This is a genomic window from Streptomyces sp. NPDC088733 (assembly GCF_044751185.1).
Taxonomy (GTDB): domain Bacteria; phylum Actinomycetota; class Actinomycetes; order Streptomycetales; family Streptomycetaceae; genus Actinacidiphila.
Window position 1 is genome coordinate 18336 of the sequence record NZ_JBIVLH010000011.1, and the last position, 24857, is coordinate 43192.

A 24857-nucleotide genomic window follows, 5' to 3' on the forward strand; every position below is an offset into this window, starting at 1 on the left:
GGCCGCGCACAAGCGCCCTGTCGCCGACTGTTTACGGTGCATTACCCCGTCGTACGGGAGATGCAACCCCGGTTGCGAGGATCGTACGCAGACAACTCAGGCAGCGGGAACGCAGCGGGCCCAGACTGCCCTGTGAGATTCCCAACTCCCGGGAGATTTCCCGGTAAGTGAGGTCGGAACGGGAGATCAGGGCCGATACCAGCTCAGGGCAGCGCCCCGGCAGCCGGCCCGCGGCGGCCAGCAGGGCGCGGCGCCGCTCGGCGGCGAGCACCTGCTGTTCCGCGGTGGGCGCCTGCGCGGCCGCGTGCCCGCCCAGTGCGGCGGGAGCCAGCGGGGTCTCGTGGCGGGCGTGCCGCCCGGCGAGCCGCGCCTCGGCGCGCACCGCACGGCGCAGCCACCCCGCGGGGTCGTCGGGCGGTTCCGGCAGCTCCAGCAGCCGCAGCCACACGGACTGTTCGAGGTCGGCGGCCTCGACGGCGCCGGGTACGGACTCCGCCGCCGCCTCGGCGGCGAGCAGTGGCCGGATGCGGGTCAGTTCGTCGTGGCGTGCGGATGCGCTCATGCCCCGCGGGACACCCGTGCCGCGCCGGGCGGTTGCCCCCTGGCGGGGGAACCACCCGTGCGCGGCAGTGGCGTCACGCCTTGTTGACGAAGGCCGCGCGGGCGAGCAGCGCGGTGTCGCAGTTGTCGGAGAAGATGCCGTCGATGCCCTGCTCGAAGTAGAGCTGGAAGGCGCCGAAGGCGTCGCCGTAGGCGTTCGGGTCGGTGCCGACGCGGTAGGCGGCCGGCAGGAAGGCGTTCTCGTTGCGCATCGTGTAGGGGTGCAGGATCAGCCCGGCCTTGTGGGCGTCGCGCACCAGCGTGGTCGGCGTGCCGAGGTTGCCGGCCGCGTCACGCGGGATGATCAGGTTGACGGTGGGGCCGATGCCCTGCGCGAAGCCGGCGATCCACTTGAGGCCGGCCGGGGTGACCAGGTCGGCGACGGTACGCGGGTCGCCCGCCGCCACGAGGTCGTAGGGGCGGGTGGTGGCGGCGTCCAGCAGGAAGACCTTGGGGTTGCGCAGGCCGAGCGCGCCGAGCCGCTGGAGGCTGGTGGGCTCGAAGGACTGCAGGAACAGCGGGGAGTTGCGCTGGTCGCGGCCGTAGCGGCGGAGCAGCTTGGCCACCCGCTCCTCCAGGCCGAGGCCGATGCCGCGGAAGTAGGTGGGGTGCTTGGTCTCGACGTGCAGCCACACCGCCTTGTCGCGCTTGCGGCCCTGGTCGTCGGCCCAGCGCAGCACCTCTTCGAAGGTGGGGATCTCCCAGTGGCCGTCGTAGAGGGTGTTGTGCTGCCGCTGTGCGGGCAGCCGCTCGACGGCGCGCAGCGTCTTCAGCTCGGCGAGGGTGAAGTCCTCGGTGAACCAGCCGGTGGTGGCGACGCCGTCGATGGTCTTGGTGGTCCTGCGGGAGGCGAACTCCGGGTGCTTGGCGACGTCGGTGGTGCCGCCGATCTCCGGCTCGTGACGGCAGACCAGGTGGCCGTCCTTGGTGGGGACGAGGTCCTGCTCGATCACGTCGGCGCCGAGGTCCAGCGCGAGCTGGTACGAGCCGAAGGTGTGCTCGGGGCGGTAGCCGCTGGCGCCGCGGTGACCGACGACGGTCGGCACGGGAAGGGCTCTCACCGGTCCGTGCGCGGAGTCGTGCGACGAACCGTGCGAGGACTCGCGCCCGTTCGCCGCCGCGCCCCCCGCCGTGCCGAGGACGGAGGCGCCGGCCCCGAACGCGGCCGCCGCTCCGATCAGTGCCCGGCGGCCGGGACCCCGGCCCTGGTCCTGGCCCTGCTGCTCGTGCGTCATGTGCGCTCCCTCGAATCGGCCGAACATCTGTCCGGACCCTGTCAAGCGACGCGCGCATCGTAGGCGGCCGGCCGTTTCAGCCGGGCGGCCACCGTCGGAACACGGCGGTAACGCGGATCAACAATGCGTGCCAGTCGTGTGAACCCGGTGTGCGTGTCGTGGCGCCGCGGAAGTATCGTCCTCGACGGGGGAGGCGCACACTGGTGAGCGAGACCCTGCGCAGAGTCCCGCCGGACCTCTGCCGACCACGACCGGAGGACCCGTTGTTCCGCATCATCCTCAAGGCGCTGCTCGGAGTACTGATGCGTGTACTGTTCCGCCCGAGGGTCGAGGGCATGGAGCACATCCCGGGTGAGGGCCCGGTCATCCTCGCCGGCAACCACGTCACCTTCATCGACTCGATGTTCCTGTCCCTGGTCGTCAAGCGGCAGGTCTTCTTCATCGGCAAGGACGAATACGTCACCACCCCCGGCCTCAAGGGCCGCCTCATGGCGGCCTTCTTCACCTCCGTGGGCATGATCCCGGTCGACCGCGACGGAGGCCACGGCGGTGTCGCCGCCCTGATGACCGGGCATCGCATCCTCACCGAGGGCAAGGTCTTCGGCATCTACCCGGAGGGCACCCGCTCCCCCGACGGCCGCCTCTACCGCGGCCGCACCGGCGTGTCCCGGCTGGCCCTGATGACCGGGGCCCCCGTTGTCCCGTTCGCCATGGTCGGCACCGACCGCATCCAGCCCGGCGGCGCCGGCATGCCCCGCGTGCACCGCTTCACGGTCCGCTTCGGCAAGGCCCTGGAGTTCTCCCGCTACGAGGGCATGGACCGCGACCGCTACGTGCTGCGCGCCGTCACCGACGAGGTGATGAGCCACGTCATGCGGCTCGGCGGCCAGGAGTACGTCGACGTCTACGCCACCAAGGCCAAGGCGGCCAAGGCCGCCGACCACGCGACCGCGGCGTAACGCCCCGTAGGGACGCGAGAACCCGCACGCACCACCCCCCTCAAGGGGCGCGGGGAACTGCGCGACCAACCCCGACGCACCCGCACAGGCAAACACACCGAACCCACCCGAACCGCACGGGCGACTCAGCCACGCGCAGCACCCCCCACCCGCACGGGCGAACACACCGAACCCACCCGAATGCCACGCGCGGCTCAGCGGCGCACCGCTCCCGCGAGCCGCTGCCCCCGCAGCAACCCCCAGGCGGCCGCCGCCGCGACCAGCAGGACGCCGCCGCCCACGGCGGATGCCGTCCGCAGGCCGTCGGTGAACGCGGCGGGCGCCGCCGAGGCCGGGCCGCCGGAGATGCCGGTGACGATCGAGCCGAGCAGGGCGATGCCGAGGGCCGCACCGAGTTCGTAGGCCGTCTCCGAGACGCCGGAGGCCGCACCGGCCTGCGCCGGCGGGACGCTGGAGAGGATGACGTCGGCGGTCACGGTGTACGAGAGTCCCGCCCCGGCCCCGGTGACGAGCAGGACGCCGCCGAGGTAGAGGAAGCCCGAGCCGGGCCGCAGGGCCAGCAGGGCGACCAGGGCGAGCCCGGTGGCGCCCAGGCCGCCGGTGACGGCGGCCCGCACCGACCAGCGCCGGGCGACGGCCCCCGCGACGAGGCCGGTGCCCGCGGCACCCAGCGTGGCGGGCAGCTCGAACAGGCCCGCCTGGAGCGGGGAGCGGCCCTGGACCTCCTGGAGGAACTGGGAGAGGAAGAAGACGATCCCGGCGAGCCCGAGCACGGTGAGCAGGTCGGCCAGCACCGCCCCGGAGAAGCCGCGGTGCCGGAACAGCCGCATGTCCAGCAGTGGTACGGGCAGGGCGAGTTGGCGGCGTACGAAGCCGTGGAGGCCCGCCGCGCCGAGCAGTCCGGCCCCGAGGGCAGTCGGTCCCGGCCCGTGGACGGCGAGCTGCTTGACGGCGTACACGACCCCGAACATGCCGAGCAGCGACAGGAGCACGCTCGCCGGGTCCCACGGTCCGCGGCCCGGATCGCGGGACTCGGGCAGCAGACGCGCGCCGACGACCAGCAGGACGGCCATCACCGGCAGGTTGATGAGGAACACCGAGCCCCACCAGAAGTGCTCCAGCAGGACACCGCCGACGACCGGCCCGAGCGCCGCACCGGCGGTCGAGACCGCACCCCAGACGCCGATGGCGAAGCTGCGTTCGCGCGCGTCGGGGAAGAGGGTGCGGATCAGGGCCAGGGTGGACGGCATGAGGGTGGCGCCGGCGACGCCCATGAGCGCGCGGGCGGTGATGAGCGTCCCGGGCGTGGTGGCGTACGCGGCGAGGACCGACAGCGCGCCGAAGGCGGCGGTGCCGGTGAGCAGCAGCCGCTTGCGGCCGACGCGGTCGCCGAGGCTGCCCATCGAGACCAGCAGGCCGGCGATGACGAAGGAGTAGCTGTCGCCGATCCACAGCAGCTGGGTGGAGGTGGGCCGCAGGTCCTCGGTGAGGAAGGGGATGGCGAGGCCCAGGACGGTGGCGTCGACGGCGACGAGCAGCAGGGCGAGGGTGAGCACGCCGAGCGCGAGCCAGCGGCCGGGGTGGCCGCGGTCGTCCCGGCGGAGGGTGCCGGCGGGGGCGGTGGTGGTCATGACGCGCTCCCTGTCCGGCGGCCCTCCTCCGTGCCGGGCACGCGCAGCATGCCCCCCAGCAGCAGGTCGGTGACCATGCGGGCGGAGTCGCGCCGGGCCATGCGGCCGTCCAGGACGGACCAGGCGGAGGCGGCGATGAGCGCGTACAGCGCCTCGACGAGCCAGGCGGGGGTCAGGTCGTAGCGGAAGGCGCCGGTCTCCTGGCCGCGGCGGAAGAGCGCGGCGACGCGGCCGTCGATGCGGGCCCAGCCGTCGTTGATCTCGTCGAGGTCGTAGAGCTGGTTCTCGCCGTAGAGGAAGGCGAGGAAGCCGGAGACGGGCATGGCCTCGGTGATGAGCCGGCGGACGGCCTCGACGGGGTCGCCCTCCTCGATGCGGGCAGCGTCCAGGCACTCCTCGGTCTGCTCGATGCCGAGCGTGCCGAGGGCGCGTACGAGCGCGTCCCGGCCGGGGAAGTGCCGGTGCAGGGTGGCCCGGCTGATGCCCGCCGCCTTGGCGATCTCGTCCATGGAGGCGGTGGCGCGGCGCGAGAGCAGCTCGGCCGTGTCGCGCAGGACCTGCTCACGCTGGAAGCTCATGAGACAAGGGTAGCCGAAATGAGACACGAACGTCTCATTCAAGAGTCCGATGAAGCCCGGCCGGAGTATCAGCTCCGGCCGGGCCGCATCGGGAAAGAGGAGCGTGTCAGCTCTTGGCCTGCGCCCAGGCCAGCTGCACGGCCAGGTCCCGCTTGATCTCGGCGAGCTGGACGACGACCGCGGAGGGCGCCGTGCCGCCCCGGCCGTTCCTGGCGGCCAGCGCGCCGGGCACGTCGAGCACCGTCCGCACCTCGGGGGTGAGGTGGGGGGAGATCTTGGCGAACTGCTCGTCGGTCAGCTGGTCCAGCTCGATGCCCTCGGCCTCGCAGACCTTGACGCACTCACCGGCGATCTCATGCGCCACCCGGAACGGGACGCCCTGCTTGACCAGCCACTCCGCGATGTCGGTGGCGAGCGAGAAGCCCGCCGGGGCCAGCTCCTCCATGCGCTTGCGGTTGACGGTGAGGGTGGCCATCATCCCGGTGAACGCCGGGAGCAGGACCTCGAGGGTGTCGCAGGAGTCGAAGACCGGCTCCTTGTCCTCCTGGAGGTCGCGGTTGTACGCGAGCGGGAGCGCCTTGAGCGTGGCCAGCAGGCCGGTCAGGTTCCCGATGAGGCGGCCGGACTTGCCGCGCGCCAGCTCGGCGATGTCGGGGTTCTTCTTCTGCGGCATGATCGACGAGCCGGTCGAGAAGGCGTCGTGGAGGGTGACGAAGGAGAACTCCTTCGTGTTCCAGATGATGACCTCCTCGGCGATCCGCGACAGGTCGACGCCGATCATCGCCGTGATGAAGGCGAACTCGGCGACGAAGTCCCGCGAGGCGGTGCCGTCGATGGAGTTGGCCGCCGAGCCGTGCTCGAACCCGAGGTCCCGCGCGACGGCCTCCGGGTCCAGGCCGAGCGAGGACCCGGCCAGCGCGCCGGAGCCGTACGGAGAGACGGCCGTCCGCTCGTCCCACTGCCGCAGCCGCTCGGCGTCCCGGGACAGCGCCTGGACGTGGGCGAGGACGTGGTGGGCGAAGAGCACCGGCTGCGCGTGCTGGAGGTGCGTGCGGCCCGGCATGGCGACGTCGATGTGCGCCTCGGCGAGCGCGACCAGGGCGTGCTGGAGCTCGGCGACCAGGCCGCCGATCACACGGGCGTGGTCGCGCAGGTACATCCGGAAGAGCGTGGCGACCTGGTCGTTGCGGGACCGGCCGGCGCGCAGCTTGCCGCCGAGGTCGGGGCCGAGCCGCTCCAGCAGGCCGCGTTCCAGGGCGGTGTGGACGTCCTCGTCGGCGATGGTGCCGGTGAAGCTGCCGTCGGCGACATCGGCCTCCAGCTGGTCGAGGCCGGCCAGCATGCGCGTCAGCTCGTCCCCGGTCAGCAGGCCCGCCGCGGTGAGCACGCGGGCGTGGGCGCGGGAGCCCGCGATGTCGTACGGCGCGAGCCGCCAGTCGAAGTGCACGGACGCCGACAACTTGGCCAGCGCCTCCGCCGGGCCGTCGGCGAAACGGCCGCCCCAGAGCCGGACGTCACCGGTGTTGCTGCTCAACTCTTCGCTCGCTTCCGTCGGTGGTGCGATGTGCGGCCGCCTCCCCGCCGTGGAACGGGCGGGGAGGCGGGCTGCTGTACCGAGGCTACTGACTACGCCAGGTCGCGCTTGGCGGCGATCTTCGACGACATGCCGAAGATCTCGATGAAGCCCTTGGAGAGGGACTGGTCGAACGTGTCGCCGGTGTCGTACGTCGCCAGGTTGAAGTCGTACAGCGACTCGGCGGACTTGCGGCCGGTGACGACGGCGCGGCCGCCGTGCAGGGTCATCCGGATGTCACCGGAGACGTGCTGGTTGGCCTCCTCGATGAAGCCGTCCAGCGCCCGCTTGAGCGGGGAGAACCACAGGCCGTCGTAGACCAGCTCGCCCCAGCGCTGCTCGACCTGCCGCTTGTAGCGGGCGAGTTCGCGCTCGACGGTGACGTTCTCCAGCTCCTGGTGGGCGGTGATCAGTGCGATCGCGCCCGGCGCCTCGTACACCTCGCGGGACTTGATGCCGACCAGCCGGTCCTCGACCATGTCGATCCGGCCGATGCCCTGGGCGCCCGCGCGCTCGTTGAGCTGCTGGATCGCCTGCAGGACGGTGACGGGCTTGCCGTCGATCGCGACCGGGACGCCCTGCTTGAAGGTGATGACCAGCTCGTCGGCCTCGCGGGGCGTGGCCGGGTTCTGGGTGTACTCGTAGACGTCCTCGATCGGGGCGTTCCAGATGTCCTCCAGGAAGCCGGTCTCGACGGCGCGCCCGAAGACGTTCTGGTCGATCGAGTACGGGGACTTCTTGGTGGTGGCGATCGGGAGGTTCTTCTCCTCGCAGAAGGCGATGGCCTTGTCGCGGGTCATCGCGTAGTCGCGGACCGGCGCGATGCACGTGAGGTCGGGCGCGAGGGAGGAGATGCCGGCCTCGAAGCGGACCTGGTCGTTGCCCTTGCCGGTGCAGCCGTGGGCGACGACGGAGGCGCCGTGCTTCTTCGCGGCGGCCACCAGGTGCTTGACGATGGTGGGCCGCGAGAGGGCGGAGACCAGCGGGTAGCGGTCCATGTAGAGGGCGTTGGCCTTGATCGCCGGGAGGCAGTACTCGTCGGCGAACTCGTCCTTGGCGTCGGCGACCTCGGCCTCGACCGCGCCGCAGGCCAGGGCCCGCTTGCGGATCACGTCCAGGTCCTCGCCTCCCTGGCCGACGTCCACGGCCACGGCGATGACCTCGGCGCCGGTCTCCTCGGCGATCCAGCCGATGGCGACGGAGGTGTCCAGTCCGCCCGAGTAGGCGAGTACGACGCGCTCGGTCACGGGTCTCTCCTTTGGTGCGCGAGGTCGAGAGCGTATGGCGGGGCGTGATGATGCATACGCTGATGGGTATAAGTATGCACTCTCTCGTATGTTTCGTCAATCACCCGCATCACCGCAGGTCAGCGCCCCGAAGGGGCGCGGGGAACCGCGCGGGCAACCGCCCACGAACCCGCAACCGACCACGCAGGGCCGCCCGTGGCCGCGGGTCCCGGGAACCGCGGCCCGGGATCGCGCCCGAAGGGGCGCGGGGAACCGCGCGGGCAACCACCCACGAACCCGCACCCGACCACGCAGGCCCGCGCTTAGCACACGCCTCCCCCGACCGTCAGCCGAAGCCCCGCATTGAGTCACGTCGAACTGCCGCCCGTATGCCCTCGCATGGCGGCCATGAGCACGATGATCCACAACAGCAGGGCGGGCAGACGGCAGGCCATGCGCCGGATCCGTCCCCGCCGCTCCCCCGCGGTCCCCCTGCTCCTGCTGGCCTGGGCGGGCGCTGCCGGGGTCGTCTGGCTGTGGTGGGGCAACACCCCCTACGTCCGGCCGGTGGCGGCGGACCGGCTGATCGCGGCCGGCCGGATCACCGGCCTGCTCGGCGGCTACGCGATCTCCCTGGTCGTCCTGCAGATGGCCCGGGTCCCGGCCCTGGAACGGCGGGTCGGCTCCGACCGGGTCGCCCGCTGGCACGCGATGACCGGACGCTACGCGATCTCCCTGGTCGTGGCGCACGTCGTGCTCATCCTGTGGGGCTACTCCGCGCAGTCCGGGCAGCCGATCACCCGGCAGACGGCGAGCGTGGTCCTGGACTACCCCGAGATGGTCAAGGCGACCGCCGGGACCGTGCTGCTCCTGGTCATCGGCTTCGTCTCGGCCGGTGCCCTGCGCCGCAGGATGCGCTACGAGACCTGGTACTACATCCATCTGCTCACCTATGCCGCCGTCTACCTGACGTTCTGGCACCAGCTCGCCACCGGCGCGGAGTTCGCGGGCGACGCGACGGCCCGCGCCGTCTGGTACGCCCTCTACGGCACCGTCACCGCCCTGGTGCTGTGGTACCGGGTGCTGGTGCCCGTACGGCTCAACCTCAAGCACCGCATGCGGGTCGAGGAGACCGTGGAGGAGGCGCCAGGCGTGGTGTCGGTGCTGATCAAGGGGCGGCGGCTGCACCGGCTGGGGGCGGAGCCCGGCCAGTTCTTCCGCTGGCGGTTCCTCGCCGAGGGGCTGCGGTGGAGCTCCAACCCGTACTCGCTGTCCGCGCCGCCCCGGCCCGACCTGCTGCGCATCACCGTCAAGGCGGCCGGCGGGCACAGCTCGGCACTGGCCGGGCTGCGGCCCGGCACCCGTGTGTGGGCGGAGGGGCCGTACGGCGCGATGACGGCCTCGCGGCGCCGCGGCGGCAAGGTGCTGCTGCTGGCGGGCGGCGCGGGCATCACCCCGCTGCGGGCGCTGTTCGAGACGCTGCCGGCCGCGCCCGGCGACCTCACGCTGCTCTACCGCGCGCGCAGGAAGCAGGACCTGGCGCTGTGGGCCGAGTTGCAGGAGATCGCCGCCGATCGCGGCGCCCGTCTGGTCTACGCGGTCAACGGCCCCGGCGGGGCCCGCCCGGAGATCACCGCGGAGGCGCTGCGCCGGATGCTGCCCGACATCGAGGAGCACGACGTCTTCTTGTGCGGGCCGCCGGGGCTCGCCGAGGAGTCCTATGCGGCGCTGCGGGAGGCCGGGGTGCCCGAACGCCGCATCCACCACGAGTCCTTCAAGCTGTGAGGTGCCCGTGAAGAAGAAGCATCCGCTGCGCCGGATCGTCCTGACCGGTGCCACGACCGTCTCCGCCATTGTGCTGCTGCTGGCACTGAAGCCGACGACCGCGCCCTTCGCCGCCCAGGCGGGGGCCCGGCCGCCGCAGCAGCAGCCGCCGGTGTCGGCGGAGCCCTCGGCGGCCGGCGGCGACCCGTCGGTGCCGGTGCCGTCCGCGCCGGCGGGCCGGTCGCCCGACAGGTCCGCGGCGCCCGCACGGCCCGCCGCGCCCGCCGCGCGGACCGTCACCGGGGACGTGGCGCAGACCAGCTACGGGCCGGTGCAGGTCAGCATCACCGTGGCGGGCGGGCGGATCACCGCCGCGAGCGCCGTGCAGGCCCCGAGCGGCACCCCGATGAGCGAGCAGCTGACCGCCTCCGCGATCCCGCGGCTCAACCAGGCGGCCGTCACCGCGCAGAGCGCCGCCATCGACACCGTCTCCGGCGCCTCCTTCACCAGCCAGGGCTACCAGCAGTCCCTGCAGAGTGCGCTGGACAAGGCCGGTGTCTGACCGTGTCCGACAACCCTCCTCGACTGCGCCACGTCGAACACTGCATGGGGACAGTGTTCTCCTTCGACGTCCGCGGTGCCCGTGACCCGCGGGTGCGGGCGGCCCTGGGGGCCGCGGTCGCCGGGCTCCACGAGGCCGACGCACTGTTCTCCACCTACCGCCCCGACAGCGAGATCAGCCGGCTCGGCCGCGGCGAACTCGGCCCCGAGGACTGCTCCCCCGAGGTGCGCGAGGTGCTGCGGCGGTGCGCGGAGGCCGAACGCACCACCGGCGGCTGGTTCACGCTCCGCTACGCCGGGCCGGACGCCGCGCCGGACCCCACCGGCCTGGTGAAGGGCTGGGCGGTGGAACGCGCCGCGCGCGCCGTCGCCGCCGCCGGCGCGGAGTCGGTGTGCGTCAACGGCGGCGGGGACGTGCAGCTCACCGGCGGCCCGTGGCGGGTCGGCATCGCGGACCCGCTGCGGCCGGGCGGCCTCGCGACCGTCGTGGAGAGCGCGGACGGCGAACTCGCCGTGGCCACCTCCGGTCCCGCGGAACGCGGCTGCCACATCCTCGACCCGCGCACCGGCGAGCCGCCCGCGGACGGGCTCGCCTCGCTCACCGTGGTCCGCCGCGGGCTCACCGAGGCGGACGTGCTGGCCACCGCCGGCTACGCCATGGGCCCGGCCGCGCGCGAGTGGCTGGAAGAGCTCCCCGACACGGAGGCGTTCGCCGTGGAGACCGACGGCACCACCTGGCAGACCCGGGGATTCGGCGGTCTCACCGCGCAGTTGAGCGCTTGACGATCAGCGGTTCCCGGTGGCAAGAATGCGTCCATGGATCTGCATCTGAGCGACAGGGTCGTGCTGGTCACCGGAGGGTCCGACGGACTCGGCGCGGCCCTCGTCCGGCGGCTGGCCGCCGAGGGCGCCAGGGTGGCGCTGTGCGGCCGCGACGCCGAGCGCATCGAGCACCTGGTCAAGGACCTGGGCGCCGCCGGGGCGGACGTCCTCGGCGTGCCCGCCGACGTGACCCGCGCGGAGGACCTGGAGCGCTTCGTCTCCGCCGCGGACGGCCGCTGGGGGCGCATCGACGCCGTCGTCAACAACGCCGGCCGCAGCGCGGCGGGATTCTTCGAGCGCCAGGACGACTCGGTGTGGGAGGAGGACCTGGACCTCAAGCTGCACGCCGCGGTCCGGCTGACCCGGCTGGCGCTGCCGCACCTGCGCGCCGCGGGCGGCGGCAGCGTGGTCAACACCCTGGCCGTCTCGGCCAAGGCACCGGGCGCGGGCAGCACTCCCACCTCGGTGTCCCGGGCCGCGGGCCTGGCGCTCACCAAGGCGCTGTCGAAGGAGCTCGGCCCCGACAACATCCGCGTCAACGCCGTGCTCGTCGGCCTCGTCGAGAGCGGGCAGTGGGACCGCCAGGCCGCCGAGCGCGGCATCACCGTGGAGGAGCTCTACGCCACGATGGGCCGCGAGTCGGGCATCCCGCTCGGCCGCGTGGGGCGCGCCGCGGAGTTCGCGGATCTGGTGGCATTCCTGCTGTCGGACCGCGCCGGCTATGTGACGGGGACCGGCATCAACCTCGATGGCGGCCTCAGCCCGGTCGTCTGACTCGTCGACAGGCTGTCGTGCGGCGCCGGGCTCAGCGCTCGGCGCCGCCCCCGGCCAGGCGGAGCAGGTGGTCGGCGACCGCCAGGCCGCCGAGCGCGGCATCACCGCGGCGGAGCTCTACGCAACGATGGGCCGCGAGTCGGGCATCCCCCTCGGCCGCGTAGGACGCGCCGCGGAGTTCATTCCTGCTGTCGGACCGCGCCGGCTACGTGACGGGGACCGGCATCAACAGCCCCGTCGTCTGACACACCGCCAGCTGCCGCACCCGGAGGGGCTCCGGGCTCAGCGCTCGGCGCCGCCCCCGGCCAGGCGGAGCAGGTGGTCGGCGACCGCCTGCCCGCCGGACGGGTCGCGGCTGATCAGCATCACGGTGTCGTCGCCCGCGATGGTGCCGAGGATGTCCCACACCTCGGCCTGGTCGATCGCCGAGGCGAAGAACTGCGCCGCGCCCGGGGGCGTGCGCACGACGACGAGATTGGCCGAGGCCTCGGCGGAGATGAGCAGTTCGCCCGCGAGGCGGCGCATGCGCTCCTCCTTCACCGACTCTCCCAGCGGGGCCTGCGGCGTGCGGAAACCGCCCTCGCTCGGCACCGCGTAGATCAACTCGCCGTTGTTGGTGCGGATCTTGACGGCGCCGAGCTCGTCGAGGTCCCGGGAGAGCGTCGCCTGGGTGACGGTCAGCCCGTCGTCGGCGAGCAGCTTGGCGAGCTGGCTCTGCGACCGCACCGGCTGCCGGTTGAGGATGTCCACGATCCGCCGGTGGCGTGCCATCCGGGTCTGCGGTACGGCCGCGGCTGCGCCGGCCTGCTGCTGCGCCTCGCTCATCGTCGTGTCATTCTCCGGCTCGCGTTCCCTCGTGTTGGGCCTGGACGGCGTCCAGGACCCCCGGCAGCGCCCGGAGGAAGGCCGCCACCTCCGCGTCACCGAGGATGAGCGGCGGGGCGAGCCGCACCGTGTCGGGTACGGCGGCGTTCACCAGGAGTCCGGCGTCCTGAGCCGCCTTCTGCACCTGGGCGGCGAGCGGCTCGGTGAGCACGATACCCAGCAGCAGGCCCGCACCGCGCACCTGAGCGACCAGCGGGTGCCCCAGCGCCTCGATCCCCTGCCGCAGCTTCTCGCCCTGCCGCTTGGTGTTCTCCAGGATGCCGTCCGCGGCGATGGTGTCGAGGACGGCCAGTGCGGCGGCGCAGGCCACCGGGTTGCCGCCGAAGGTGGTGCCGTGCTGACCGGGTGTCAGCAGGTCCGCGGCGGGCCCGAAGGCGAGGACCGCGCCGATGGGCAGCCCGCCGCCGAGTCCCTTGGCGAGGGTGACGACATCGGGCTCGACGCCCTGCGCCTGGTGCTCGAACCAGTGGCCGGTGCGGCCGATACCGGTCTGCACCTCGTCCAGGACGAGCAGGGCCCCGGCGGCGCGGGTGATCTCGCGGGCGGCGGCAAGGTAGCCGGCCGGGGGCACGACGACGCCGTTCTCGCCCTGGATCGGCTCCAGCACCACCAGCGCGGTGTCCTGCGTGACGGCGGCGCGCAGCGCCTCGGTGTCCCCGAACGGCACGTGCGTGACGTCGCCCGGCAGCGGGTGGAACGCCTCCTGCTTCTTGGGCTGCCCGGTGAGCGCGAGGGCGCCCATGGTGCGCCCGTGGAAGCCGCCCTCGGTCGCCACCATGTGCGTACGGCCCGTCATCCGGCCGATCTTGAAGGCGGCCTCGACGGCCTCGGTGCCGGAGTTGCAGAACAGCACCCGCCCGGGCCGGCCGGACAGCTGCAGCAGCCGCTCGGCGAGGGCGACGGTGGGTTCGGCGACGAAGAAGTTCGAGACGTGGCCGAGGGTGGCGATCTGCTCGGACACGGCGCGCACGACGGCGGGGTGCGCGGTGCCGAGCGCGTTGACGGCGATGCCGCCGAGGAAGTCCAGGTACGTGTTGCCGTCGGCGTCCCAGAAGGTGGCGCCCTCGCCGCGGACCAGCGGCAGCCGCGGTGTGCCGTAGTTGTCCATCAGGGAGCCCTGCCAGCGCTCGGTGAGCGCAGCGTTGCCCTGGTTGCCCTGCTTGCTCGCGTCTCCGGTCCCGGTCATGCCCGTCCCCCTTGGTTCACAGTTCCGTTGGCAGTGCGGTGCGCGGCGTCGGGCACCACCATGGTGCCGATGCCCTCGTCGGTGAAGATCTCCAGCAGGATCGAGTGCTGGACGCGCCCGTCGATGACCCGGGCGGTGTTCACGCCGTTGCGTACGGCGTGCAGGCAGCCCTCCATCTTGGGGACCATGCCGCTGGACAGCTCGGGCAGCAGCTTCTCCAGCTCGCTCGCGGTGAGCCGGCTGATGACCTCGTCGCTGTTCGGCCAGTCCTCGTACAGCCCCTCGACGTCGGTGAGGACCATCAGGGTCTCCGCGCCGAGCGCGGCCGCGAGGGCCGCGGCGGCGGTGTCGGCGTTGACGTTGTAGACCCCGGCCCCGTCGCCGGAGTCGGCGCTGCGGGCGATGGAGGAGACGACCGGGATGCGGCCGTCGTCGAGCAGGGCCTCGATGGCGCCGGTGTCGATCGCGGTGATCTGGCCGACCCGCCCGATGTCGACGGCCTCGCCGTCGACGACCGGACGGTGCCGGGTGGCGCTGATGGTGTGCGCGTCCTCGCCGGTCATGCCGACCGCGAGGGGGCCGTGCTGGTTGAGGAGGTTGACCAGCTCGCGCTGCACCTGCCCCGCCAGCACCATGCGCACGACGTCCATGGCCTCGGGTGTGGTGACCCGCAGCCCCGCCTTGAACTCGCTGACCAGGCCCTGCTTGTCGAGCTGCGCGCTGATCTGCGGGCCGCCGCCGTGCACGACCACGGGCTTGAGCCCGGCGTGCCGCAGGAAGACGACGTCCTGCGCGAACGCGGCCTTCAGCTCCTCGTCGACCATGGCGTTGCCGCCGAACTTGACGACGACCGTCTTGCCGTGGTGCCGGGTCAGCCAGGGCAGTGCCTCGACGAGGATCTGCGCCTTGGGCAGGGCGGTGTGCTTGCGGGCGCTCATGAGCTGTAGGCGCTGTTCTCGTGGACGTACTCGGCGGTGAGGTCGTTGGTCCAGATCGTCGCGGTCTGGTCGCCCGCGGCGAGGTCCGCCGTGATCTGCACCTCGCGGTAGCGCATGTCGACCAGGTCGCGGTCCTCGCCGACGGAGCCGGCCTTGCAGACCCAAACCCCGTTGATGGCCACGTTCAGGCGGTCGGGCTCGAAGGCGGCGGAGGTCGTCCCGATCGCCGAGAGCACCCGGCCCCAGTTGGGGTCCTCGCCGTGGATGGCGCACTTGAGGAGGTTGTTGCGGGCGATGGAACGGCCCACCTCCACCGCGTCGTCCTCGGTCGCGGCGTTCACGACGTCGATCCTGATGTCCTTGGAGGCGCCCTCGGCGTCGCGGATGAGCTGGCGGGCCAGGTCGGCGCAGACCCGCTCGACGCCGGTGGCGAAGTCCTCGTACCCGGGGACGACGCCCGAGGCGCCGGAGGCCAGCAGCAGCACGGTGTCGTTGGTGGACATGCAGCCGTCGGAGTCGGCGCGGTCGAAGGTGGTGCGGGTGGCGGCGCGCAGTGCCTTGTCCAGCGTGGCGGAGTCCAGGTCGGCGTCGGTGGTGATCACGACGAGGATGGTGGCGAGGCCGGGGGCGAGCATGCCCGCGCCCTTCGCCATGCCGCCGACGCTCCAGCCGTCGCCGTCGTGGACGGCGGTCTTGTGGACGGTGTCGGTGGTCTTGATGGCGATGGCGGCCTTCTCGCCGCCGTGCGGGGACAGGGCCGCGGCGGCCTCGTCCACGCCCGGCAGCAGCCGGTCCATGGGCAGCCGCACACCGATGAGCCCCGTGGAGCAGACCGCGACCTCGCCCGCGCTGTGGCCGAGGGCGGCCGCGGCGCGTTCGGCGGTGGCGTGGGTGTCCTGGAAGCCCAGCGGGCCCGTGCAGGCGTTGGCGCCACCGGAGTTGAGGACGACGGCGGAGACCTGGCCGCCGCGCAGGACCTGCTCGGACCACAGGACGGGGGCGGCCTTGACGCGGTTGGAGGTGAAGACGCCGGCCGCGGCGAGGCGCGGACCGCGGTTGACCACCAGGGCCAGGTCCGGGTTGCCGTTCTCCTTTATCCCGGCGGCGATGCCCGCCGCCGTGAATCCCTGCGCTGCCGTGACGCTCACGCTGTGGTCTCCTTCTTCGCTTCCGCGGTGGCCCACCCGGTGGGGGCGGACTTCGTGATGGTGGCTTCGTGCGGCTCGGCGGCCGGGCGGGCCGGGCCGGCGCCGGGACCCGCGCCGCAGGGCGCGGCCCGGGTCAGCAGCACGGCGACGGCGCGGCGCGCGCGGGTGGCGGGACTGAGCGTCGTCGGGGTCACGGGGCGACTCCGGCGGTGCTCAGGCCCGTCCCCTCGGGCAGGCCGAGGGCGATGTTCATGCTCTGCACGGCGCCGCCCGCGGTGCCCTTGGTGAGGTTGTCGATGGCGCTGATCGCGATGATCCGGCCGGCCGCCTCGTCGAGGGCGACCTGCAGCAGCGCGGCGTTGGAGCCGAAGACCGACGCGGTGGCGGGCCACTGGCCCTCGGGCAGCAGGTGCACGAAGGGCTCGTCCGCGAACGCCTTCTCGTACGCGGCGCGCACGGCGGAGGCGGTGACCCCGGGCCGGGCCGCGGCCGTGCACGTGGCGAGGATGCCGCGCGGCATGGGTGCGAGGGTCGGGGTGAAGGAGACGGAGACGCGCTCACCGGCGGCCGCGGTCAGGTTCTGCACGATCTCCGGGGTGTGCCGGTGGCCGCCGCCGACGCCGTACGGGGTCATGCTGCCCATGACCTCGCTGCCGAGCAGGTGCGGCTTGGCCGCCTTGCCCGCGCCCGAGGTGCCGGAGGCGGCGACGACCACGGCCTCCGGCTCGGCCAGGCCGGCCGCGTACGCCGGGAAGAGCGCGAGGGAGACGGCGGTCGGGTAGCAGCCGGGCACCGCGATGCGGCGGGTCCCGGAGAGGGCGGTGCGCGCGCCGGGCAGCTCGGGCAGGCCGTACGGCCAGGTCCCGGCGTGCGGGGTGCCGTAGAAGCGCTCCCAGTCGGCGGGGTCGGCGAGCCGGAAGTCGGCGCCGCAGTCCACGATCAGCGCGGTGTCGCCGAGCCGCTCCGCGACGGCGGCCGACTGGCCGTGCGGCAGGGCGAGGAAGACCACGTCGTGCCCGGCGAGCGCCTCGGGCGCGGTGGGCTCCAGGACGCGGTCCGCGAGCGGCAGCAGGTGCGGCTGCAGGCCGCCGAGGCGCTGCCCTGCGCTGGAGTTCGCGGTGAGCGTGCCGATCTCGATCTCGGGGTGGTTGAGTAGCAGGCGCAGGATCTCCCCGCCCGCGTAGCCGCTCGCACCCGCCACCGCTGCCCGGTACACCATGGACCCTCCTCATCGATGGCATGACTATACGGCCGCCGGAACTTTTATGCAAAGCCCCCTGCGATCCCGCCGGGCATGCCGCCCGTTCCGCGCACCGTGCCGGGAGTCCGCTGCGGACAGGCGGCATCGACCCGACCTCCATGGAAACGCGACGTGATGATGAGGGGCGGCCCCCGCGCGGTGACCGCGTCCCGGTCCATTGACAGACCGCTTGCCGCGCCGGAAACTCGGTGGCCAAAAGTTCAATGAACGATGGTTCACTGGGCGAACAACGCAGTTCGCCGCGGACAAGGGGCTGCCATGACCATCACCCGCGAACTGCTGATCGGCGGCAAGGACGTCCCGGCCGCCTCCGGACGTACGGCCGAGGACATCAACCCGTACACCGGCGAGGTCTGGGCGACCGTCGCGGCCGGGGGCCCCGAGGACATCCGGCGGGCGGTGGACGCGGCGCACGGCGCGTTCCCCGAATGGGCGGCACTGAGCCCCGTGGAGCGGCGCAGGATCTTCCTCACCGCCGCCGACCTGCTGGACGGCCGCGCCGAGCAGGCCGCCGAGATCATGGCCCACGAGGCGGGCGCGACCCGCCCCTGGGCGTACTTCAACGTGGGACTCGCCGCCGGGATCCTGCGCGAGGCCGCCGCCGCGACCACCGCCCCGCGCGGCGAGGTGCTCAGCGCGCAAGAAGAGGGCGTGCTCGGCCTGGCGGTGCGCGAGCCGCTCGGCGTCGTCGCCGCCTTCGCGCCCTGGAACGCGCCGCTCATCCTCGGTGTGCGCGCGGTCGCGGCACCCCTCGCGGCGGGCAACACCGTCGTCGTCAAGCCCAGCGAGGACGCGCCCGTGGCCTGCGGGCTGTTCGTCGCGGACCTGCTGCGCGAGGCGGGACTGCCCGACGGGGTGCTCAACGTCGTCACCAACGCCCGCGAGGACGCGGCCGGAGTCGCCGAGGCCCTCGTCGCCGACCCGCGGGTCCGCGCCGTCAACTTCACCGGCTCCACCGAGGTCGGCCGGATCGTCGGCACCCTCGCCGCCCGCCACCTCAAGCCCGTGCTCCTGGAGCTCGGCGGCAAGAACTCCGTGGTCGTCCTGGAGGACGCGGACGTGGACCACGCCGTCGACGCCGCCGTCTTCGGGGTCTTCCTGAACGCCGGGCAGATCTGCATGTCCGCCGACCGCCTGCTGGTCCACGACAGCCTCGTCGAGGAGTTCACGGCCAAGTTCACCGCGAAGGTCGCCTCGCTGCCCGCGGGCGACCCCACCCACCCGCACACCGTCGTCGGCCCGCTGGTCAGCGAGGCCTCGGCGCGGCGGGTGGCCGCCCTGGTCGCGGACGCCGTCGGCAAGGGCGCCACGCTGCTCACCGGCGGCGGCGAGCCGGACGGCGCGCTCCACCCCGCGACGGTGCTCTCCGGCGTCCCCAAGGAGGCGGAGCTCTACCACGCCGAGGCCTTCGGGCCGCTCGTCACCATCGCCTCCTTCCCGGACGACGACACCGCCGTGGCCCTGGCGAACGACACCGAGCACGGGCTGACCGCGGGCATCATCACCGAGAACGCCACCCACGGCCTGGCCGTCGCCCGCCGCCTGCGCACGGGCATCGTGCACGTCAACGACCAGACGGTCGCCGACGAGCCGCAGGCGCCCTTCGGCGGCGTCCAGGCCAGCGGCCACGGCCGGTTCGGCGGACGCTGGGGCATCGAGGCGTTCTCCCAGACCCGCTGGCTGACCGTCGCCACCCAGCAGGCCCGCTACCCCTTCTGAGGCGTCCGGGGCACCCCGCGCGCAGCGGGTGCGGACCCGGCCGCCGACCCTAGACTGGAGAGGCCAAGCCGTGGACCGCCGAGTTCCCAGGAGGTCGACCGATGCACGCGAACAAGGGTGACCACGTCAGGCAGCACGGCCGCGTCGTCGGCCAGCACGACAAGGTGGCCGAGATCGTCGAGGTCATGGGCAAGAGCGGGGAGCCGCCGTACCGGGTGCGGTACGAGGACGGGCACGAGTGCATCCTGTCGCCCGGACCGGACTCGACGGTGGAGCACGAACACGGCGTGACCCGCACCCCCCAGCCGTAGCGCTGCGCTCCGCCGCCCGAATCCGACCTCCCGCGCCCGGTACCGCGGCCGCCCGCCGGCGGCCGCGGTAGCCGGTGCTGCTTCGCATGGGTGGGCGAGGACGGCGGGCTGGGCCTGCGCGCCGCCGTCCCGGTCTCCCCCCGCGATCCCGAGGCCGACGGGGAATGCCCCGGCCGGCGGGGCTGGTGGTGGACGTCGACACCCGCGACGGTCCGCCACCCGGAACGGCTGAGCGGGCTCCAGGACGAGATCGCCACGGACGTGCGGAACAGCACCGCGCAGCTCGCCCTGCGCTCGTCGCCGGCCGTGCTGACCGGCGCCACCGCCCTGGGCCTGGCCGTCTGCCGCACGCCCCGCAGAGCCCTGGCCGGACCCACGGTTCTCCCGGCCACCGCGCGGGTGCCCGCAGGTTCGGTGCGTCGCCGGGGAACTTCCCGCGCGGCTGGGGGATCCGCGGGTGGGGGCGCATCGCGGCCGCAGGTCCTGGGGTGTGCTTCGACAACCGCGCCGGGTGCCCGGCGACCGGGTCCCGCGGCACGGCGTCGGCACGGCCGACGGCCCCCGCCCCCCGCTGCGCACCGCCCTGTCGCGCGGCCATGAGCGGGTCTCCCCGACCCGGCGTGGAGGCACCCCGGCCGTGGGCCGGCTGCCGGGCGGAGCCGTACCTCAGCGGGCCGGGGCCCGGGTCGGGTAGTGGTCGCGGACGACGCGGCTCATCGCGCCGATGGGGTCGGCGACGACCTCCTTGCCGGAGAAGAAGATGTTGCCGCGTACCTCGGGGTGGCGGGCGTCCAGGGTGAGATGCCGCGACAGCTCCGCCGGGTCCTGCCAGGCCTTGGCCTCGCCGGCGCCGCCGGCCCGGTACAGGGCCTCGCCGATGTAGAGCTGCGTGCCGGTGCCGGCGACGACGTCGGACCACCAGGACACCAGGGTCGCGTAGTCGGCGATCTCGAAGCCGATGTTCCAGTACACCTGGGGGGCGATGTAGTCGATCCAGCCCTTGCGCACCCAGCCCCGGGTGTCGGCGTACAGGTCGTCGTAGGTCTGCACGCCGCCTCGGGTGTCCGAGCCGCGCGGGTCGGTGGCGGCGTTGCGCCAGACCGCGAAGGGGCTGATGCCGAAGCGGGCCGAGGGCCGTAGGCGTTTGATGCGCGCGGCGGTCCCGCTCACCAGGAGGTCGGTGTTGTGCCGCCGCCAGGCGGCCCTGTCGGCGAAGCCGCCGCCGTACCGCTCGAAGGCGTCGTCGTCGGCGAACGCCTTGCCCGCCACGGGGTACGGGTAGAAGTAGTCGTCCCAGTGGACGCCGTCGACGGGGTAGCGGCGCACCGCGTCCAGCATCGCGTCCTGGACGAAGTCGCGGACCTCGGGCAGACCGGGGTTGTAGTACAGCTTCCCTGCGTACGGGACCGCCCAGCCGGGGTTGCGCACGGCGGGGTGGTCGCGCGACAGCCGCTTCGGGTCGGCGTGGTTGGCGACCCGGTAGGGGTTGAACCAGGCGTGCAGTTCCAGCCCGCGTGCGTGCGCCTCCTCCACGGCGGTGCCCAGCGGGTCCCATCCGGGGTCGCCGCCCTGAACGCCGGTCAGGTACTCCGACCAGGGTTCGTACGGGGACGGCCAGAACGCGTCGGCCGTGGGGCGGACCTGCATGACCACGGCGTTCAGCCGGCGGTCCACGGCCGTGTCGAGGTAGTCGAGCAGTTCGCGGCGCTGCTCGCGGGGCGTGCCGCCGCGGGCCGACGGCCAGTCGCGGCCCCCGACCGTGGCGAGCCACATGCCCCGGAACTGCGGCAGCGCGGTGCCGCCGCCCGCCGGGGTCGCGGCACCGGACGCGTCCGCCGTCGTCAGCGCGGCGGAGAGGGCCCCGGCCGCACCGGCGGCGAAGGCCCTGCGTGAGAGGTGAGCCATCGGTTCCCCCTGATGATCCGTCACTTCTGGCCGATCATGCGGCGAACCGGCGGTCCCGGGCAACCCGTGCCGGGCCCCGGCGTGTCCCCTGACGGCCCTGTGCACACCGCAGGCACGGCCCGGGGTGCGGCCCCGCGGGCGCGTCGCACCGGCGGCCTGCGATGGTCCACCCGGGTGTAATGTCGATCGGGCTGGTCCGGCCCGCACAACGGTCCGGGTCTCCGTCTCGCGATCAGGGAGAGGCTGGGCGTTGAACGACGACATCCGTTTTGTCGGTGTGGTGGGCTGTGGCCAGATGGGTGCGGGCATCGCCGAGGTGTGCGCCCGGGCCGGGCTGTACGTCCGGGTCGCGGAGACCACCGGCGAGGCCCTGGAACTGGGCCGCACGCGCCTGACGACGTCGCTCGCCAAGGCCGCCGAGCGCGGCAAGATCACCGAGGAGGAGCGCGACGCGGCGCTGGAGCGCCTCAGCTTCACCACCGACCTCGGGGACTTCGCGGACCGCGACCTCGTCATCGAGGCCGTCGTGGAGAACGAGCAGGTCAAGACCGAGATCTTCCAGGTCCTCGACCAGGTGGTGACCCGCCGGGACGCCATCTTGGCCTCGAACACCTCCTCCATTCCGCTGGTGAAGCTCGCCGTCGCCACCTCGCGCCCCGAGCAGGTGCTCGGCATCCACTTCTTCAACCCCGCCCCGGTGCAGGCGCTCGTCGAGCTGATCCCGGCGCTGACCACCGACGGCCAGACGCTGGTGCGCGCGGAGAAGCTGGTCACCGACGTGCTGGGCAAGCACCCGATCCGCGCTCAGGACCGCGCGGGCTTCGTGGTGAACGCCCTGCTCATCCCGTACCTGCTGTCGTCGATCCGGATGTTCGAGTCCGGTATCGCCAGCCGTGAGGACATCGACAACGGCATGGAGATGGGCTGCGCCCACCCGATGGGCCCGCTCAAGCTCTCCGACCTGATCGGCCTGGACACCGTGGCCTCGGTCGCCGACTCGATGTACCACGAGTTCAAGGAGCCGCTGTACGCCGCTCCCCCGCTGCTCCAGCGCATGGTCGACGCGGGCCGGCTGGGCCGCAAGAGCGGCCACGGCTTCTACGACTACGCGTAGTCGGAGGCTCGCGTCGCGGCCTGACGGCCCTCGCCGGTCCGGGCCAGCTCGGCGCGGGCCCTGGCCGCCATCGGGGCGGCGCCGACGGCCGTACTGATCTCCAGGGCCTCCGTCAGCGCCGCGCGCGCGGCGGCGGCCCGGCGCGGGCGGCGGTCGGCGGCGCCCAGCACGATCAGGGAGCGGGCGAGGTCGAGCGGCAGTGACCGCCCGCGCAGCCGGGTGACGGCGGACTGGATACGGGCGATGCCGCGCTTGTGGTGGCCCAGCGCCGTCTCCCGCAGCCCTTCGGCCCGTTCCAGGGCGGCGGCCACGCTCACGGGCGGGCGGGGCCCGGCGCGGCGGCGGGCGGCGCGCAGCACCTCGGCGGCGGCGTCGGTGTCGCCGAGGATGGCGCTCGCCTCGGCGAGGTCCCCGTACCAGCGCAGCAGCACCGGGTCGCCGAGGCCCATCGTCTCCCCGAGCCGCCGTACCTGCCGCAGGGTGTCGACGGCCGCCGCGGTGTTCTCCCGTCCCCCGGCGAGCAGTTGGGCCCGGCCGCGCACGCCCAGGGCCCGCAGCAGGAACAGCTGGTCGCCGTCGGTCGTGCAGGCGCGCACGGTGCGGTCGGCGAGTTCCAGGGCGCGCTCCAGCCGGCCGCCCGCGGTCTCCGCGAGCGTGGCGGCGTAGAGCACCGGCGGGGAGTCGCTGCCTGCGCGGACCGGGAGGACGCCGCAGCGGGCGACGTTGTCCATGGCCTCGCGGCAGCGGCCGGACCTGACCTGGATGCGGACCAGGGCGACGAGGGTGGCGGCGGTCTCCTCCACGGAGGCGTACTCGCCGGTCCGGCCGAGGAGCCCGGCCATCGCGGCTTCCGCCTCGTCGATGCGGTCGGCGTCGGCGGCCAGCAGCGCCCGGGTCCGTACGAGTTCCCGGGCGCCCGGCTCGTCGGCGGGGCCCAGCAGGGCCGTCGCCTCGTCGAGCGCGGACTCGGCGGCGTCGGCCTCGCCGTGCAGCGCGTGCAGCCGGGCGAGCAGGGCCAGGGCGGCCACCCGGGTGTCGGCGGTGACGGCGTCCGCGCCCGCGGAGGGCCCGGTCCCGGGCGCCGGGTGGGCGGCGCGCCGCGCGTGCGCGGCGGCCTGGGCGGGACGGCCGCCGATGAGGTGCCGCACCGCGGCCCAGTGGTGCAGGCGGGCCTCCAGTTCCGGGTGCCCCTCGGCCTCGACCAGGCCGTCCGTGATGAGCCGGCCGGTGCCGCCGAGGGCCTGTCCGGCGTTGCCGAGCATGATCAGCCGGGCCCGGACGCGCTGCGGGGCGGAGGCCGCCTCGGCCAGGACGGTCTCCGCGAAGCGGTCGGCGTCGGCGCGCAGGCCCGCGTCGCTGGCGTACTCGGCGGCCGCCAGCAGCCGTTCGGCGCGCTCGGCGGGGCGGTCGGCGGGGGTGCGGCGGGCGGCCAGCGCGGCCAGTTCGGCGGCGGTGGCGGGGGCTCCGCGGCGGCGTGCGGACCCGGCGGCGGAGGTGAGGGTGGCCGCGGTGGTCTCGTCGGCGTGCGGATGGGCCAGGGCCAGGTGGCGGGCGTGCTCGACGGGCTCGGGCACGGCGCGGGCGAGCAGCTTGTGGACGGCGCGGCGGCCGTGTTCGGGGGCGTCGGCGTAGACCGCCGCGCGGATCAGCGGATGGTGGAAGCGGATCGTCTCCTCGGCGTCGGCGACGGCGACCCCGAGCGCTTCGGCGGTGGCCAGGTCGGCCGCCGGGTCCGGGATGCCGGCGGCGGTCAGCAGCGGCAGCGTGGGGCGGGCGGCGGCGGAGGCGACCAGCAGCGTCTGCCGGGCGGAGGCGGGCAGCAGCCGTACCCGGTCCAGCAGCAGGTCGCGCAGCCGCGGCGGCACGGACAGGGTGTCGCCGGCCTCGGCGGGCATGCCGTCGCGCAGCGCCGCGACGCCGAGTTCGATCGCGTAGAGCGGATTGCCCGCGGCGGTCTCCTGGATCGCGCGCAGCGCGTGCTCGGGGAGCTGCCGGCCGGTGCGTTCCCGCAGCAGGTCGGCCACTTCGCCGTCGGCGAGCGGGGGCACGGGCACGGTGGCGGTGCCCGGCGGGCAGCAGCGCAGGCCGAGCGGCTCCTCGCCGTCCATGACGCGCTCGGCGGCCAGGAAGCGCACGGGGGCGTTGTCGTACAGGCGCCGCAGGGCGACCGAGAGCACCTCGGCGCTGGGCATGTCGACCCACTGGAGGTCGTCGACCACGACGAGGACCGGGCCGGCGGCGGACAGCGCCCGCAGGAGGTCGACGGCCGCGTCGCGCACGGCCAGCCGGCTCTGCGGGGAGACCGGCTCACGGCCGCGCAGCAGGGCGGCGCGCAGCGCGGCGCGGGGGCCTTCGGCCAGCCCGTCCACATAGGAGTCCGGGACGCGGGCGAAGAGGTCCATCAGCGCCACGAAGGGGAGCTTGGCGTCCTCCTCGACGGGGGCGCAGCGCAGGACGAAGCCGTCGGCGGCGGCCTGCCCGGCCTGCCCGGTCGGCGCGCTCAACGCGGTGAGCAGCGCGGACTTGCCGATGCCCGCGGACCCGTGGAACAGGACGCCCGGACCGGCGCTCAGCTGTGTCCGGGCATGGTCGAGGATCTCCCGACGCCCGATCAGGGACGGCATATGCACATGACAACGTTTGTGCAACTACCTTGTCAATGGCGGG

Annotated in this window: 22 protein-coding genes; 8 read left to right on the plus strand and 14 right to left on the minus strand. The window is 73.8% G+C overall.

Going from position 1 to position 24857, the window contains the following annotated elements:
• Nucleotides 1-31 precede the first annotated feature (31 nt).
• On the minus strand, nt 32-562 hold the full coding sequence (locus ACIP64_RS21215) for a sigma-70 family RNA polymerase sigma factor (protein ID WP_401588922.1): 531 nt from the start codon (nt 560-562) through the stop codon (nt 32-34).
• A 73-nt stretch (nt 563-635) separates the two neighbouring features.
• Nucleotides 636-1835, minus strand: coding sequence for a glycerophosphodiester phosphodiesterase (locus tag ACIP64_RS21220; RefSeq protein WP_401588925.1), 1200 nt, complete (start codon nt 1833-1835; stop codon nt 636-638).
• A 263-nt stretch (nt 1836-2098) separates the two neighbouring features.
• On the opposite strand from ACIP64_RS21220, the gene ACIP64_RS21225 reads away from it, so the two are divergent.
• Nucleotides 2099-2794: a lysophospholipid acyltransferase family protein gene (locus ACIP64_RS21225; RefSeq protein ID WP_401589472.1), complete on the plus strand. Its 696-nt coding sequence runs from the start codon at nt 2099-2101 to the stop codon at nt 2792-2794.
• A 194-nt stretch (nt 2795-2988) separates the two neighbouring features.
• On the opposite strand, the gene ACIP64_RS21230 is transcribed toward ACIP64_RS21225, so the two are convergent.
• The 4 genes from ACIP64_RS21230 to ACIP64_RS21245 form a co-directional block, all read right to left on the minus strand.
• Nucleotides 2989-4425 (minus strand): MFS transporter, encoded by a 1437-nt coding sequence (locus ACIP64_RS21230; protein ID WP_401588928.1) that lies wholly within the window; start codon nt 4423-4425, stop codon nt 2989-2991.
• Entirely contained in the window at nt 4422-5003 is a 582-nt protein-coding gene (locus ACIP64_RS21235) for a TetR/AcrR family transcriptional regulator (RefSeq protein ID WP_401588931.1), read from the minus strand. The genes ACIP64_RS21230 and ACIP64_RS21235 overlap by 4 nt, the downstream gene beginning before the upstream one ends.
• Before the next feature lie 106 nt (nt 5004-5109).
• Nucleotides 5110-6537: an argininosuccinate lyase gene (argH, locus tag ACIP64_RS21240; protein ID WP_401588934.1), complete on the minus strand. Its 1428-nt coding sequence runs from the start codon at nt 6535-6537 to the stop codon at nt 5110-5112.
• Nucleotides 6538-6629: 92 nt separating this feature from the next.
• Nucleotides 6630-7823, minus strand: coding sequence for an argininosuccinate synthase (locus tag ACIP64_RS21245; protein ID WP_401588936.1), 1194 nt, complete (start codon nt 7821-7823; stop codon nt 6630-6632).
• Between the two features lie 387 nt (nt 7824-8210).
• On the opposite strand from ACIP64_RS21245, the gene ACIP64_RS21250 reads away from it, so the two are divergent.
• From ACIP64_RS21250 to ACIP64_RS21265, 4 genes are read left to right on the plus strand one after another with little or no spacing between them, the layout of a single operon-like run.
• Nucleotides 8211-9587, plus strand: coding sequence for a ferric reductase-like transmembrane domain-containing protein (locus ACIP64_RS21250; RefSeq protein WP_401588939.1), 1377 nt, complete (start codon nt 8211-8213; stop codon nt 9585-9587).
• Nucleotides 9588-9594: 7 nt separating this feature from the next.
• Entirely contained in the window at nt 9595-10128 is a 534-nt protein-coding gene (locus ACIP64_RS21255; protein ID WP_401588941.1) for an FMN-binding protein, read from the plus strand.
• Nucleotides 10129-10172: 44 nt separating this feature from the next.
• Nucleotides 10173-10910: an FAD:protein FMN transferase gene (locus ACIP64_RS21260; protein ID WP_401588944.1), complete on the plus strand. Its 738-nt coding sequence runs from the start codon at nt 10173-10175 to the stop codon at nt 10908-10910.
• A 33-nt stretch (nt 10911-10943) separates the two neighbouring features.
• Nucleotides 10944-11723: an SDR family oxidoreductase gene (locus tag ACIP64_RS21265; RefSeq protein ID WP_401588946.1), complete on the plus strand. Its 780-nt coding sequence runs from the start codon at nt 10944-10946 to the stop codon at nt 11721-11723.
• A 282-nt stretch (nt 11724-12005) separates the two neighbouring features.
• On the opposite strand, the gene ACIP64_RS21270 is transcribed toward ACIP64_RS21265, so the two are convergent.
• The 6 genes from ACIP64_RS21270 to argC are packed head-to-tail and all read right to left on the minus strand — an operon-like array spanning nt 12006 to nt 17099.
• Nucleotides 12006-12548 carry an arginine repressor gene (locus tag ACIP64_RS21270; protein ID WP_401588948.1) on the minus strand — a complete coding sequence of 181 codons (543 nt, stop codon included), beginning with the start codon at nt 12546-12548 and terminating at the stop codon, nt 12006-12008.
• 7 nt (nt 12549-12555) lie between these two features.
• Nucleotides 12556-13794: an acetylornithine transaminase gene (locus ACIP64_RS21275; RefSeq protein WP_401588951.1), complete on the minus strand. Its 1239-nt coding sequence runs from the start codon at nt 13792-13794 to the stop codon at nt 12556-12558.
• Nucleotides 13791-14732 (minus strand): acetylglutamate kinase, encoded by a 942-nt coding sequence (argB, locus tag ACIP64_RS21280; protein WP_401588954.1) that lies wholly within the window; start codon nt 14730-14732, stop codon nt 13791-13793. Before argB ends, ACIP64_RS21275 begins: the two co-directional genes overlap by 4 nt.
• Nucleotides 14729-15880: a bifunctional glutamate N-acetyltransferase/amino-acid acetyltransferase ArgJ gene (gene argJ, locus ACIP64_RS21285; protein WP_401588957.1), complete on the minus strand. Its 1152-nt coding sequence runs from the start codon at nt 15878-15880 to the stop codon at nt 14729-14731. The genes argB and argJ overlap by 4 nt, the downstream gene beginning before the upstream one ends.
• Nucleotides 15877-16074 (minus strand): hypothetical protein, encoded by a 198-nt coding sequence (locus tag ACIP64_RS21290; RefSeq protein WP_401588960.1) that lies wholly within the window; start codon nt 16072-16074, stop codon nt 15877-15879. The genes argJ and ACIP64_RS21290 overlap by 4 nt, the downstream gene beginning before the upstream one ends.
• Nucleotides 16071-17099: an N-acetyl-gamma-glutamyl-phosphate reductase gene (gene argC / locus ACIP64_RS21295; protein WP_401588963.1), complete on the minus strand. Its 1029-nt coding sequence runs from the start codon at nt 17097-17099 to the stop codon at nt 16071-16073. The genes ACIP64_RS21290 and argC overlap by 4 nt, the downstream gene beginning before the upstream one ends.
• Before the next feature lie 300 nt (nt 17100-17399).
• Here argC and ACIP64_RS21300 point away from each other — a divergent pair, with 300 nt between their 5' ends.
• Nucleotides 17400-18860, plus strand: coding sequence for an aldehyde dehydrogenase family protein (locus ACIP64_RS21300; RefSeq protein WP_401588965.1), 1461 nt, complete (start codon nt 17400-17402; stop codon nt 18858-18860).
• A gap of 101 nt (nt 18861-18961) precedes the next feature.
• Nucleotides 18962-19171, plus strand: a complete 210-nt coding sequence (locus tag ACIP64_RS21305) for a DUF1918 domain-containing protein (protein WP_401588968.1) — start codon at nt 18962-18964, stop codon at nt 19169-19171.
• A gap of 666 nt (nt 19172-19837) precedes the next feature.
• Here ACIP64_RS21305 and ACIP64_RS21310 read toward each other — a convergent pair.
• Nucleotides 19838-21076 (minus strand): glycoside hydrolase family 10 protein, encoded by a 1239-nt coding sequence (locus ACIP64_RS21310; RefSeq protein ID WP_401588970.1) that lies wholly within the window; start codon nt 21074-21076, stop codon nt 19838-19840.
• Between the two features lie 250 nt (nt 21077-21326).
• On the opposite strand from ACIP64_RS21310, the gene ACIP64_RS21315 reads away from it, so the two are divergent.
• On the plus strand, nt 21327-22190 hold the full coding sequence (locus ACIP64_RS21315) for a 3-hydroxybutyryl-CoA dehydrogenase (protein WP_401588973.1): 864 nt from the start codon (nt 21327-21329) through the stop codon (nt 22188-22190).
• On the opposite strand, the gene ACIP64_RS21320 is transcribed toward ACIP64_RS21315, so the two are convergent.
• Nucleotides 22181-24814, minus strand: coding sequence for an AAA family ATPase (locus ACIP64_RS21320; RefSeq protein ID WP_401588976.1), 2634 nt, complete (start codon nt 24812-24814; stop codon nt 22181-22183). The genes ACIP64_RS21315 and ACIP64_RS21320 overlap by 10 nt on opposite strands.
• Between the last annotated feature and the right edge of the window lie 43 nt (nt 24815-24857).